Source organism: Vibrio sp. ArtGut-C1, assembly GCF_002105475.1.
Classification (GTDB): domain Bacteria; phylum Pseudomonadota; class Gammaproteobacteria; order Enterobacterales; family Vibrionaceae; genus Vibrio; species Vibrio diabolicus.
The window spans coordinates 1-13,880 of sequence record NZ_NCTH01000055.1 but is presented as its reverse complement, the minus strand read 5'-3'; the positions used below and the strand labels follow the sequence as shown (position 1 = coordinate 13,880).

The 13,880-nt window shown below is 41.5% G+C and carries 9 protein-coding genes and 3 pseudogenes; 10 read left to right on the top strand and 2 right to left on the bottom strand.

The features are described from left to right. Positions 1–170 precede the first annotated feature (170 nt). The 9 genes and pseudogenes from B7360_RS23870 to B7360_RS23825 all read left to right on the top strand — a co-directional run bounded on the left by B7360_RS23870 (position 171) and on the right by B7360_RS23825 (position 11,259). Positions 171–566, top strand: a complete 396-nt coding sequence (locus tag B7360_RS23870; RefSeq protein WP_085344838.1) for a hypothetical protein — start codon at positions 171–173, stop codon at positions 564–566. 26 nt (positions 567–592) lie between these two features. Then, entirely contained in the window at positions 593–2,857 is a 2,265-nt protein-coding gene (locus B7360_RS23865) for a hypothetical protein (RefSeq protein WP_085344837.1), read from the top strand. Positions 2,858–2,882: 25 nt separating this feature from the next. Continuing rightward, entirely contained in the window at positions 2,883–3,281 is a 399-nt protein-coding gene (locus B7360_RS23860) for a hypothetical protein (RefSeq protein ID WP_085344836.1), read from the top strand. A gap of 703 nt (positions 3,282–3,984) precedes the next feature. Beyond that, positions 3,985–5,599: pseudogene (locus B7360_RS23855) on the top strand (IS1634 family transposase). Positions 5,600–5,604: 5 nt separating this feature from the next. Continuing rightward, positions 5,605–6,489, top strand: a complete 885-nt coding sequence (locus tag B7360_RS23850; RefSeq protein ID WP_085344835.1) for an IS5 family transposase — start codon at positions 5,605–5,607, stop codon at positions 6,487–6,489. Positions 6,490–7,197: 708 nt separating this feature from the next. Then, positions 7,198–7,518 carry a hypothetical protein gene (locus tag B7360_RS23840; protein ID WP_085344834.1) on the top strand — a complete coding sequence of 107 codons (321 nt, stop codon included), beginning with the start codon at positions 7,198–7,200 and terminating at the stop codon, positions 7,516–7,518. Further along, on the top strand, positions 7,515–7,868 hold the full coding sequence (gene tnpB, locus B7360_RS23835; RefSeq protein WP_085344833.1) for an IS66 family insertion sequence element accessory protein TnpB: 354 nt from the start codon (positions 7,515–7,517) through the stop codon (positions 7,866–7,868). Before B7360_RS23840 ends, tnpB begins: the two co-directional genes overlap by 4 nt. A gap of 59 nt (positions 7,869–7,927) precedes the next feature. Further along, positions 7,928–9,460 (top strand): IS66 family transposase, encoded by a 1,533-nt coding sequence (locus B7360_RS23830; RefSeq protein ID WP_085344832.1) that lies wholly within the window; start codon positions 7,928–7,930, stop codon positions 9,458–9,460. Between the two features lie 263 nt (positions 9,461–9,723). Continuing rightward, positions 9,724–11,259: a cyclic diguanylate phosphodiesterase gene (locus B7360_RS23825; RefSeq protein WP_085344831.1), complete on the top strand. Its 1,536-nt coding sequence runs from the start codon at positions 9,724–9,726 to the stop codon at positions 11,257–11,259. Between the two features lie 270 nt (positions 11,260–11,529). Here B7360_RS23825 and B7360_RS23820 read toward each other — a convergent pair. After that, positions 11,530–11,688, bottom strand: a pseudogene (locus tag B7360_RS23820) (IS30 family transposase); the annotation flags it as partial. Positions 11,689–11,690: 2 nt separating this feature from the next. Further along, a pseudogene (locus B7360_RS23815) lies at positions 11,691–11,938 on the bottom strand (transposase); the annotation flags it as partial. 713 nt (positions 11,939–12,651) lie between these two features. On the opposite strand from B7360_RS23815, the gene B7360_RS23810 reads away from it, so the two are divergent. Then, a complete protein-coding gene (locus B7360_RS23810; protein WP_164673245.1) occupies positions 12,652–13,119 on the top strand; it encodes a hypothetical protein in 468 nt (155 codons plus the stop codon). The last annotated feature ends 761 nt before the right edge of the window (positions 13,120–13,880 follow it).

Genomic DNA, 13,880 nt, shown 5'->3' with positions numbered 1-13,880 from the left:
GGCGTCAGAGATTAGGTATTGTGTCGAATTCATTTACAGTATTTTCAATAGGTGTTGATTTACTCAGACAACACCTATTGAGATAGGTTCTAAATGGATCTTCAAGTGCCGAAATTTCCGCCATAACAGGAGTAACTTTAAAAGCGACTAAGGATTATATTGATTTTAGTATGGAAGCAAGACAAGCAATAAACCATGCCTTTGAAGATAATAATATAATTAGTAAATTTGATACTAATCGAATTCAAGATGTACTTAGCAAGCCCGAATTTTGCGTAAAAAATAATTTTGGAGAGGTATTTGGTGAACTTGAAAACTCAAGTTATTGTGGAGGGTGTAAAGTTCAGTTATCAAAGCCGCTAGGTTGTTATATTTGCGATAATTTTCATCCTCTAGCTAATGCTAATCATAAGGAAGAGCTAAAAAAAGCCCAACAGAAGTATGAAATAAACTTAAAAAATGGTCAACCTCAACGCTCACTGCGCCTACTAGAGGAGGTAATAACAACAATCAAATCTATAATAATAGAGTGCGACCGAATAAAAAATTTAAATATAAGCCAATAATCTGTAAATAATAAGGAGTAATATTCATGAATAAATATAAAGAAAATTTGAGAAAAATGATTAAAGAAAACACTTGGTCTAAGAAACTTAAAAATAGAAATGAAGATCCAGCGTCATTGAACGACCTTATTTGGATATATAAAAGTAACAATAAAATAAAATCTAACCTAGTCTTTGCTGACGACACTAAAGCCACGACAAAGAGAATAAGAATGTCAAATTTCAATTATAAATGGGAGTTGGAACTGGAAAATAGAAAAGTTTTAGCCTTATATATCAATCACACATTAGATAATGGTGTAAACAGCAATCATAGAGTTACCTCCATATTTCTTTCAGTAAGATGGTTTCTTTCAAATATAAAAAAGCCTATAGCGGACATCACACCAAGTGATATTGATGATTTTTTTAACAGTTCTACTGTAAGAATACAACACAAAAAAGATTGTGCGCCATTTTTACGATGGTCTATATATAATAAACTATGTAGTCCATCGATTAAGATTCCTAGTTTTAAAGATACCAATGACGGATATGACCAATTGTATAAAAATCAACAGAAAAAACCAAATGAAGAAATAATAATAGCACTTTCAGCAATTAATAACGAGGTTATTCCATGTAATGAAAAAATTTGGAATTTTTCTGCTAATACTAAACAACGCGATGCTTTTGTTTGTACGATATCAACATTAGGAATTAGTACACCTACTCGATTAGCAGCTGAATTTATTACGTTACCTAAACAGCAGTTACAATCACATAGCGATAAAAAAGGTAATACTATTCATGCACTAGGAACCCAATGTTCCAAAGGTTATGTTGGTAATTTCACTCATATTTTAAGTGGTATGAGCACTCCTGTTACTCGCGTACTGAAATACATTACGTATGCTACAGAGCCAGGAAGAATCTTAGCCCGTTATTATGACGATCCATTAGCAAAGCTTTCCAAAATAATACCAATTATGACTCAAGATCAAAGTTACAGAATTAACAAGTTAAACCTGTCTATAGATAAATCCGTAAATATGTTCCAGCTGGGCTTAATCATAGGCTTTTATCCACTGAACCATACCGTTACTGTACCCAAGCGTCCCCACGAAAACCTCGGGAAAGGAGTTAGTAGTAAGTTATCGCTCCTTTCAAAATTAAGCGACCATGATGTAATTATACTTTCTGAAAAATCATCACACCAGCTCTTTGGCTGCATGATAAAAAAGCGAGATATAAATAAAATAGTAGGGAAAGAACAGTCAACCATAACAATCAAAGAGTTACAGTGCACTTGGATCAATTACTTTAAGCGCAACTATGAAACGTTTCCGTTCATGAGCTTTGCAAGTAATCAAACTAAACTCGATAAAGCTTTATTTACCTTTACAGGTAACCAGCTTTTTAGTTCAACAAGAACTAGTTACCCCGGTGCAGCGTCATTTTACTCGATAGTGAAAGGAGAATCTTTGTCAAATATAATTTCACGCGATCTAAAAACAATGAAAAATCACAAATCGATTTTTGAGCGCTATGGCTTTGCATCTTCATTTTCAATCACGCCGCATCAGTTTCGACACTATCTAAGCGATTATGGAGAGAAAAAAAGAATTCCTCACAGAATATTAAACTTGTGGGCTGGAAGAGCTTCTCCAGAGCACCTTCTCCATTATATACACACATCAGAAGAGGAACGTTCTAGTGAGATCGCAGGAATCATGTTCAAAGAAGACGTAGAGGAAGATAAATCTATACGGCTCTCATCGATGAAGAAATATCAAGAACTACGTGAACAAAGCACACACATAGCTTCAACTACAAGTGTTGGATTCTGTACGCAAGACTTATCAATAATGCCTTGTATGTATATGAATGATTTCATATCACAGTGTACATTTTGCAAACAAGCTTGCCACGTAGCTCATGATACCAAAGCAATCAAATTCCTAAAAGACGACCTAATATTTCAGACTCGTCGGCTGGACAAAATACTTGGAAGTTCAGATTTTCCATCGAGCGCGGCAAAAAAACAAGCCTATAGAAACCATAAACAAAATACAGCCCTCCTATCCAAACTCATTGAAGTGCTGGAATCTAAAAACATCCCTAAAGGAGCAATTGTTCGCGTGATTCTAGATAAACTAGAGTTTAGAATTTCAGATTTGCAGCTAAAAACCATTGATACGAAAAAATATACACTGAGAAATGCTGAATCAGATTTAAACCAGGTTCTTTCTGAGAACACTCAAAAAAATCATTATGGTAGCTTCATGGATGAGTTATTAGATTTGATTTAGAAAGCGCGTTTATAAGGAGATGACAATGGCTTTACCTTCACTTAATACTTTACAAGTAAGAAAAATCGAACGATTGATCGCGACTTGGAACGGTAAACTAACATGGGCATTGCTTGTTGAAAGTATAGAGTCCAGATTAAAAATCAGAACAACGCGGCAGACATTACATACCTACAGCTCAATAAAAGCGGCTTATGACATGTCAAAACAACGCTTACGCGGCGTGAACGAAAAGTTTGAAAAGGTAACCGTCTGTGAATCTAAAAGACTTGAGCGCATTGAAAGGCAGCAACTTGAAATTGAGCATCTGCAAAAGAAAATAGATACCCTTACAGCTTTTTACACTCTACTTATAGATAAAGCCGCTACATCCCCACTACTAATGCAACTGTTGCGTGATATTAAAGCAGAGCAGAGTAAATAATTTAAAGTGTCAAGGGCAATGCTGCTTTCACATCTAGCCGTTGCTACACTAAGCTCTACTAGTTCCGGTTAGAGCTTTGACACTTCAATTAAAAAAAGTATGCACTGGCATAGCCGGTGTTTTTTCATATGCGCCTATAAGGATCTCCTTATGATTTAACATCAGAATAAAAATTTGAATCAATCTTATGGTGTTAATTATCAGAGTCAGAGGGCAACACGTCTAGCGTACATACATCTTAGTAGAGGTGTTCCCAAAGTATTATTGTTTAAACGAATACCAAAAGCAACGTTGAATTTGATTGGGTTTAGAGGGCGAATCTCATCGAGAAAAAGGCAATTTTTCATAAATAATTGATTTTGAATCTGATTAATAGGGTTGGTATCTTTACTTAATGATTACTTGGTCTTGTCCAAAAATCAAAGCAAACTCTTAAGGCTTTGTTGCTTAAATCGATGGAACTAAATCAAGAAGCTACGATCTGATCGGCTACCCCCATTAATCGTCGTAGCCTCATGCCTAAACCTCGTTACAAAACAACTAACTGGAAGCAGTACAACAAAGCCTTAATCCGTCATTCCGCAGCCAATTTCAGAATTAAAACAATGTGATCCAGTGATCGTTTACAAATGTTAGTGCGACAGACCTCTTGACCGCGATCCCCAGTTTTGATCTATTACTGTTATTTAACGGTCACTTTATTATTTCTGCTGCTCAATCTGTCATTAAACGCCTAGACCACTTAGGGCTAATTGCTGCTTTCTGTCATGAAATCAGTTTACCAGGCATTATTGATCGCGTCATTCCTAAGTACTCGGATCACAATGTTTCACATGGCGATGCTGTCTTAGCAATGATTCTTAATGGCCTTGGCTTTCACAGTAGAACGCTGCATATGTTCTCTGACTTCTTCGAGACAAAGCCTGTTGCCAAGTTGCTCGCTTAAAGACATTGAAGCGCACCATTTAACTGACGATGTACTCGGACGTACTTTAGATGCTTTATATGAAGCAGATGTCTCCGCACTTTATCAAGCGATTGCGGAGCATGTCGTTGATAAGCTTGGACTTAAAACAGACTCTGTCCACCTTGATATCACTAGCTTCCATGCCGATGGTGAATACGCCCAAGACGAAGATCTTAATGCCATCAAGCTGGTAAAAGGCTACAGCCGAGACCACCGTCCAGAGCTAAACCAAGTGGTCCTTGAGCTGATTTGTGAAAACCAAGCAGGCCTACCTGTTTACATGCAAGCGCTTAGTGGTAACACCAATGATGCTAAGGCATTCTCAGAAGTCACTAAACGGCATATTCATTGCCTGAAGGCAGCTCAAAACAGTCGCTACTTCATCGCCGATGCCGCTTTATACACCGAAGAGAGCATTCGCTCACTAGATGAGCAACAACAGAAGTTTATTACGCGTGTTCCAATGACCATTAAATCAGCCAAAGAGGCCTTAATGAACCTTGAGCCAGAGCAGATGAGCCATATCGGCAATGGCTACTCGGGTTGTTGGGTTGACGCTGATTATGGCTCGGTATCTCAGAAGTGGCTGTTGATTCATAGTGAACAAGCAACCAAGCGAGAACAGGTAACGTTTTATAAGAACTTAGACAAAAATATCACCAAAGAGCTGAAAGTGCTGGGACAACTAAAGAAAAAGCAGTTTGCTTGCGCAGTGGATGCCGAGCAAGCAATGAGCGACTTCGCCAGCCAGTGTCATTTGCTTGGCTTCGCGCAATCAACCATCGTTAAAGAGCCAATTTATTCAGGTCGTGGTCGGCCGAAGAAAGATGAAAAGCCAACGGGATACCACTATTTGATAGATGCTACGCCTTATACCGATCTAGAAAAGGTGAAACTGGCCAAGCTTAAAGTAGGTATGTTTATTCTCGCCACCAACGATACTGACAACACCGACCTAACAATGGCTGCATTGCTTGAACATTACAAGTCTCAGCAAAAGGTCGAACGCGGCTTTCGCTTTTTGAAAAGCCCTGAGTTCTTAACATCATCAATTTTCCTGAAGAAACCTCAGCGAATCGAGGCACTACTGATGATCATGACGCTGAGCCTACTCGTCTACGCAAGCTTAGAGCACAAAATCCGAGAGAGTCTCACTAAGACCGAGGAATTCTTTCCTAGCATGGTAAAGAACAAGACGACAACTAAACCGACGGCACGTTGGGTATTCTTAAAATTCGAAGGTATCGACACACTCGAATTTGGCGGCCAAAGCTTCATAACGGGTGTTCAAGAGCATCAGACTCGGCTGCTTAAGCTTCTTGGTGTACTGTATGAAGCAGTTTATTCCTAAATTGGCTGCGGAATCTCGGCTTAATAAACCGTGGTTCTCTGACCTTTTGGATTGATGAGGAAGCGATAGCCGAGTGGAAGCAAAACAAACAAGGCAAGCGTGGTAGACCTCGCCGATTCAGCGACTTAGCCATTACTACCGCACTGATGGTGAAACGCATTTTCTCTATGCCATTGAGAGCGCTGCAAGGTTTTCTAGACTCAGTATTTAAGCTGGCTAACATCCCGCTTGTTTGCCCGCACTACACCTGTATAAGCCGCCGAGCTAAGGAAGTGGAGGTTTCATTTAAAACCAAAACCAGAGGAGCAATACAACATCTGGCCATTGATGCCACAGGCCTAAAGGTTTATGGCGAGGGTGAGTGGAAAGTCAAGAAGCATGGTACTGATGGGAAGCGCAGAGTCTGGCGTAAGCTGCATATCGCAGTAGATACCAGTACCCACGAAATAGTCGCAGCAGAGTTGAGCTTATCTAACGTAACCGATGCCGAAGTGCTCCCCAACTTACTCAAGCAGACACGTCGTAAAATCATTGAAATATCAGGTGATGGCGCTTGTGACACAAGGAATTGCCATGATGCTATACGGATCAAGCGAGCGGTTCCGCTCATCCCGACACGAGAAGGTGCTGCCTTCTGGGAGCAAGGACACCCTCGCAATTTAGCGGTAGGTTGTCAGAAGCTCTACGGCTCCAACAAGAAGTGGAAAAAGCGGTATGGCTATCACAAGCGCTCGCTATCAGAGACAGCGATGTACAGAGTAAAACAACTACTAGGTGGGAAATTGAGCCTAAGAAATTACAATGCTCAGGTTGGCGAGACTTACGCCATGATCAAAGCACTGAACAAACTTACAGGGCTTGGTATGCCTGAAACTCAGTGCATTGTATAAAAGTCACTCAACTTTAGGAGGTTTGGTTTCTCGTCTGAATTACGCAACAAAGCCAACTCTTAACGCAAGCTGCGTCACGCAGACTGCGTGATAAGTTTCTAGCCCGGAAAACGAATCAAGACAAGGTTGCCGTTAATGCACCGCACACTCTTGGATAAAAATGCGTTATGACAAATAGAATATTAGCAATTAATTAGGGGAGGTTTATAGCTAATGTTGTTTACATCGACTTAACTTCAATGGGAGATGGTTATCGATACAAGTCAGAAATCTTAGATGTTATTCGAAGTGATCAGCAAACATGGGTGTGTTTCGTAGGCTGTAGAGCGCTTTTGGAGAGTTCGTTGACGAGTTGGTTACGCTCTATTTTGACGACATACAACCTAGACCACGTCCGAGTTACTTTTGTGCTTAATAGCCATGAGCAATTCAACTATATCTTTCAGGATTACTCAGCTCCGTTCTATCAATCGACCATAGCTCTAGCTCTCTCAAAGAACAGTTAGGCTTACCCTTAGTTGTTATTAAATATTTACTCCGCTCTTTAGCTATCTCGTATAAATCCAGCCCTAAAAGATCCAATCTAAGTGACTGAAGCGTAGCTTTTACGCTGATACCATGTAAGCGCGTCATAAACCCCGCATTCTAATCGTCTAGCCCGAATAATAAGATCAAACCTCCAACCCAAAGGAGCAAAGGAGATTTGAAATGGCCAAACGACGCACTAACCAAGAATGGCGAACCCTGTTCGAACGCTATGAATCCAGCCAGCTATCACAACGATTATTCTGTGAACGTAACGGACTGAGCCTCTCCACTTTTTACGCTAAGCGCCAACAGTTAAAGCACATCGAAAAACCGAACACGGTTGGCTTCGTTAAAGCTGAAGTCGTTGAAAAGACCACAAAGTATCAAGCCACTCACGTTACCGTTGCCAATATGACCCTGCTCGTCAATGATGTTGAACTGAGCATCCCACAAGGCACGCCAGCGACCTATCTTGCAGAACTTATCAGTGCGCTGTCATGAAACGTATGCTCAGTGCTCCCGATATCTATCTCTATCGCGAAAGCGTCGATTTTAGAAAGTCCATCAACGGCCTCGCTGCGATTATCGAAAATGACACCGACTTACCTTTAGGAAGTGGCGCACTGTTCCCGTTCACCAACAAACAGCGCGATAAAGTCAAAGTGTTGTACTGGGATAAAACAGGCTTTGCTCTTTGGTACAAGCGCCTCGAAAAAGCCAAGTACAAGTGGCCTTCCAAAGAGCAAAATGACGTGTTTACCCTAACTCAATTCGAGCTTGATAGACTGCTTTCTGGCTTCACGATTATCGGCCATAAACCCGTTAGAATAAACGATTTTACAATGACTTAAGCGATAATATAGCCTTATCCACCAAGCATTAACGGCATGATTTTAGTATCATCAATGCCATGAAAAAGACGCCAAATATCAACCCAGAAAGCCAAGATGTTGCCGAGCTACAAGCGATGGTGAAAGCACTGTTGGCGTCAGAAACCCAATTGAAACAAGAGCGCCAATCGCTGCTTGAACAACTCAAACTTGCCTTCGACCGTCAGTTCGCTAAACGCTCGGAGTCGTTAAAGCCTTACAATGAATCACAAGGTGACCTCTTCAACGAAGCGGAATGTGAAGCCGCTAAGGAAGAAGAGGTTGAAGTTGTCACAACGACTATCACAACGAAGAAACGCGGTAAACGTCAGCCCCTGCCAAAGAGCTTGCCTCGTGAGGTTATCGAACTCGATTTAGACGACGATGAAAAGCAGTGCGCTTGCTGCCAACATAGTCTGCATAAAATTGGTGAAGACCGCAGTGAAAAGCTTGAGTTCACGCCAGCGGTACTCAAAGTGTTGGAATATGTTCGTCCTAAATATGCTTGCCGCCAATGCGAGCAAACTCAGGACAACAGCCGCATTGTTCAAAAGCCAGCGCCGCAAAGCATTATCCCGAAGAGCTTCGCCACAGAAAGCTTGTTGGCCAATATCATCCTCGGCAAATACCAATATGCGATGCCACTTTACCGTCAAGAATCCCTGTTTGCCCAGTCGGGTATCGAACTCTCACGAACCACCATGGCAAGGTGGATTATCCAAGTCAGTGAGAAGTTCGCTCCACTTTACGCGGCCTTAAAAACGCCCCTACTTGAGCAAGTGGTGATTCAGGCGGATGAAACGCCGCTCAATGACCTCAAAGAAGATAAACAGTGTTATATGTGGCTCTACTGCTCGGGCGCAGACTCGCCAGATGCCGCCCTCCCTAATGTGAGAAATATCGTCTTGTACGACTATCAAAACAGTCGAGCTAGGGCGTTCCCTGTTGCCTTCTTGGGGGATTACGGTGGTTATCTGCAAACCGATGGCTATGGTGTTTATGATGGGCTTCATCTCGTCACTAATGTCGGTTGCTTCGCGCATGCTCGGCGCAAGTTCATGGAGGCGAAAAAGCTGCAAGGCAAAGGCAAGTCAGGCAAAGCGGATAGTGCATTGGCTAAAATCCAGAAACTCTATGGAATAGAATCCCGCTTAAAAGGTGAGTCTGCGGAAAAACGAAAAGCAGAGCGCCAAGAGCATGCTAAGCCGATACTGGATGAGCTTTATGAATGGATGACAACTCAGAAGGTGCTTGAGTCTAGCCCGCTGGGTAAGGTGATAAAATACACGCTCGGTCAGTGGCCGAAGCTCACCCGCTATATCGATGACGGTCACTTATCGATAGACAACAACCGTGCTGAACGCGCAATAAAACCGCTGGTGATTGGGAGAAAGAACTGGCTCTTCTCAACCAGCCCCAATGGAGCGGAAGCGAGCGCGATGCTTTACAGTATCGTCGAGACAGCGAAAGCCAACGGCCTTAACCTTTACGACTACATGGTCAAGTGCATGCAGGAATTAGCGAAAGCTGAACCTGATATCGATGCACTCCTGCCTTGGAACTTCAAACACTAATAATATCGCCCAGTGGGTTCATGGGGCGTATACCCTAATCCTTTCAAAACTAGGATCCATAGCGCCGTACGACTCTATTTTTAGGGTATAAAATATCATTTAAGTGCGAAGAAACTTTTGATTTAAAGCGGAAGAGATAGGCGTTTTTAAGGTGTGAGAAAGCTATGAACAATAGAAAAATTCAAATATACTGACATAATATTACAAGAATTGCTACAACACGTAACTAGATTAACGTGGGCAGTAAGGGATTAGGTAGCCAAATGATAGACTTAAGTAGAGTCAGACCACTTTTCGTTACCCTAGCAAGTATCATTCTTAGTCTAATAGTTTTGCAGCTTTCGTATAAAACTTTTTTGAGTTCATTGCAAGAACAAGCGCTAGATAGGGCTGATAGTATCGTCCATAAAATTGACTCCATTTTCTTTTACGCTGAAGAAGCAAATGAGAGAACCTTAAGCTTAGCACTGAGAGGGAATAACTGTGATGAGGCATCTTATGAGCTAAGAAAGATTGCGGCATCAATACCTTATGCTAGAACAACAAATATATCAGTTGACGGTTATATAAACTGCACTTCCCTTTGGGGAGATAGGATATTTGAGGATGATGACGAGAGGTATGTCTCGGATAAGTTACTGTTAATGCCTGGAAGTCCGGTAGCACAGAACTCCCCACTTATCGTCCTGCGTACCAGTAAGGATAACGTGGCGGCATTAAGTGGCGTTGACGCGCTTCATCTTAGGCAAACTCTCTTTAGCTCAACACTGGATTCTCACCTTGCCTATTTCTCTTTGGGTAAGATATGGCTAGATCAAAACGGTGCTCTTTTAAATAGCGACCCAACGAAACAGCTTGTTGGGGTGGAGAGTTCTAAATCTGACTTTTTTCCCTATAGCATCTCTGTTGGCTTTTCATACTCTTCACTACAGGAAGCGTTTTGGCACGAAAAAAAAATCTACATTCTATTAATTCTGTTAATACAACTTTCCTTATTGGTTTACTATTGGTGGCATACAACCCGTCCCCAAAGTCTTGATGAAGAGCTAAAGAGAGCCATCAAAAAAGAGGAGTTCGTTCCTTATGCTCAGGCCGTTGTTAATGCTAAAACACGAGAAATAGAGGGCGTGGAAATTTTAATGCGTTGGTTGCACCCTATTCAAGGTGTGGTACGTCCAGACTTATTTATTCCCCAAGCTGAAGAATCAGGTCTAATCGTCCCAATGACTGAGTTACTGTTAAAGGAAACGGCAAAGCAACTGTGTGACTACAGTAGTCATCTAACGAAGCCATTTCACGTCGGCGTCAATATATCACCCCAACATTGTCGTGGAATGGGCTTGGCGAATGATTGTAAAGAGTTTATTCAAACTGTAAATCAAGAAAATATCACACTTGTTTTGGAGTTAACTGAACGAGAAGTATTGGATTTTTCTGAGTCAACCGAGGTGTTGTTTAGCGAGCTCAAAAAATTGGGGTGCAAAATCGCGATAGACGATTTTGGTACTGGGCATTCGAGTCTTGCTAACCTTCAAAAATTTCAAGTCAACTACATAAAAATAGACCAAATGTTTGTTCAAGGAGTGGGCAGTAACCCTACCTCCAGGCACTTAGTTGAAAGTACGATAGAGTTAGCGAATCGACTCTCTCTCGAGATTGTTGCTGAAGGGGTTGAAACGGAAGAACAGCAAGAATATTTGGCTAACTATCATGTCAAATACTTACAGGGTTTTCTTTTTTCAAACCCCATACCATTAGAAGAGTTTTTGCGAGAGTATGGTAAAGAAGAAGGGGCTTAAATTTATAAGCTGTTTGAACTGACCTTAATCCTGAATGAAGGAAGTAATTAACAGATACTAGGTATGATTGTGGAGCGCCGAGATTAAATGTTTGTAAATCAGCAAGGTTTGTCCATCATCTAGTCAGCCAAATCTCGGCTGGCTCATACCTGTCGAGTAGACGAATGAAGATAGGAAAGTATGACTCGGCATGAAAACGGTAGTTTGTGTAGGTTTTGTTTGGCGATAAAACTCTATCACTTACTACCGTTTTTTGTTTTGAGTTCCCGCTTATCCGCGATGAACCTGTTTAAAGCCTAAACACCTCTTTGGCCTGTAATTTATTCTCGCCATAGCGAGGGATATCACGTCATCACTAACTTCACGTAAATCAGAACCTTTCGGTAAATATTGACGAAGTAGACCGTTAGCATTCTCGTTTGCTCCTGTGAACACTCGCTTATATGGTATGCACCATCTCCGAGATTTCCTTGATGGATCGGCGTATTTGCTTGACTAGGTTGGGGAATACTTCCGCATCTGTCACACCTGATAGTGTCAGCTCAACGGCGATAATTTCATGTGTATCTGTATCAACAGCAAGATGGAGTTTACGCCAGACTGGACGCTTGCCATCCGTTCCATGCTATTTCACTTTCCATTCTCCATCTCCGTATGCATTGAGACCAGCAGCATCGATTTAAGCAACAAAGCCGTCAGCGCACACTTCCACAAAGTCAGGTCAGATGAAAGTCAAATCTATGCTGAAGATGGCGAAAAAAATCTCGCCTTATTTAGGTGAGATCTGTTCAACCTTGCCAAGGCTCACCCACTAAAAGACAGCATGTCAGGGAAAAAGACAACGAGTCTACTGGGATGATAAATTTAGGGCGGAAATCTTGTTTGGTTAATTTTTAAGCAAAGCATATTCCCACCCTGGTCTATGGGTAACCAAGGGGACAGTACGCCTATCCATTCTGACATGAGTGAACTATCTCATAGATAATGAGATTTTAAGTCGACAAATCGATCAAAGTGATTATAGTGGGCTCGATTTTATTTCGTTTGGTGATATCACTTATGGATATGCTTACCTAGCTTCAGCAACAATTTATCTTTAAGTTAACTCAGCGCAACGTTGATAAGTTAGATTTATCGGCGGTGTATTGTGAAAATTTTGACTGGCCAGTGACGGTTCGTTGTCCTTTGTATGGTATGTTCGAGATGAAACCTCGTGATTTATGAAACACGAACAACCAACCGAATAAGGCTCGAGAAGGGAAAGTGGTGGTGTATTAGTCCGCCCATGAAGTGTTGCCTACGTCGAGTTCCTTATCGTTATTGCATAAAGTGTTTCAACCTTAATCTTTTTGCATTTAGACGTTCCGTCTTCTGTTTTTTTGAGATATTTCTGTGTCCACAACTATGCCATGGCGCCAGATGGGCGTTTATTTTATTGTCGGCAGCACCTTGTGTGTCGGTGCTGCTTATTTGCTCCAGCTTTCTGCCTCCGTCGTCGAGTATCAAGCTCAGCATTCGGATTTGGGCGCCGATAACGCCCATTTGCAAGCGCGCAATCAAAACAGCCATGCTCAAATTGCGCGCTTGACGGCGAAATTGGCTGAGAAGAACGCGCAATATGCGCTTCTTGATGCGCGTATTGACATCTTAGAAGCTTCTTTGAAGCTAAATAATGACAGTGCGCCTGTTGCGCTACGTCGTGAGGCTCAGGTTGAGCAAATAACCCAAGACCTATTGACAAGACATACTCTGCTGCAAATCATTCCAAGTGGCAGCCCGATGAAGTATCAACGTATATCCTCTTTTTGTGACAAGCGTACTCATCCTATGTCTAGGCAACGAAAACGGTTCTGTCGCTAAGTGTGCTTTCTTTAGCTAGAACCCCACAATGATAGCATCGTACTCTGAATTTAAATGTTTAAAGATAGTCATTTCCCCTCTGTTTAAGCCCCCGAACTCAGATAATAAGTANACTGCCATAGAAGCTCTGTTTATAGAGAACTTAGCCGTAATAGCGAAAAAGCAAATTACTGCCCTCAAACCGCTCATCAAGCCTGCATTGAGAGAAGGCGTCAGGCTCCAAAGTACATAATACCCTCGGAGCGAGTTGAGTTCATCCGATTGTTGATTGAACACGATTGGAGTCCTGAGCAGGTTTCAGAAGTATTGACGGCTTCAGGGATGCCACTCAATCATGAATGGATTTACCAGCACATTGCAAATGACAAAGCAATGGGTGGCAAGCTTTATAGGCATTTAAGACAAGGTCATAAGCGATACCGTAAAGGCAAAAGAAGTGTTTAGGCTTTAAACAGTCAGTCGTTATATTCAAAGAAATGTGCATGGCTGCTTAAATGGGGAAGTGTCACAGTTCGGACTTGAATTCAGTGTTTTACATTTGTATACATAAATCCAAGTGCGAAAACGAAGAACTTTATCTATTCTAATTTTTTCATTTACCAATAAAAGGATAGTTTGTTCAATGAGTAATACTGATAATAGTAGACGTAGTCTGCTTAAAGGTTCTTGAAGTGGCATAGTGAATTTGGCCACCTGATTAAGAGGTGATGTATGATCATCTCGATACTAAAACAGGTGACATTATGACTAAGCGTGAAAGA

Bases quoted from the DNA above. Each gene is read 5' to 3' on its own strand.
- B7360_RS23870 (WP_085344838.1), top strand. From the start codon at position 171: ATGGAAGCAAGACAAGCAATAAACCATGCCTTTGAAGATAATAATATA.
- B7360_RS23865 (WP_085344837.1), top strand. From the start codon at position 593: ATGAATAAATATAAAGAAAATTTGAGAAAAATGATTAAAGAAAACACT.
- B7360_RS23860 (WP_085344836.1), top strand. From the start codon at position 2,883: ATGGCTTTACCTTCACTTAATACTTTACAAGTAAGAAAAATCGAACGA.
- B7360_RS23840 (WP_085344834.1), top strand. From the start codon at position 7,198: ATGGCCAAACGACGCACTAACCAAGAATGGCGAACCCTGTTCGAACGC.
- tnpB (WP_085344833.1), top strand. From the start codon at position 7,515: ATGAAACGTATGCTCAGTGCTCCCGATATCTATCTCTATCGCGAAAGC.
- B7360_RS23830 (WP_085344832.1), top strand. From the start codon at position 7,928: ATGAAAAAGACGCCAAATATCAACCCAGAAAGCCAAGATGTTGCCGAG.
- B7360_RS23825 (WP_085344831.1), top strand. From the start codon at position 9,724: ATGATAGACTTAAGTAGAGTCAGACCACTTTTCGTTACCCTAGCAAGT.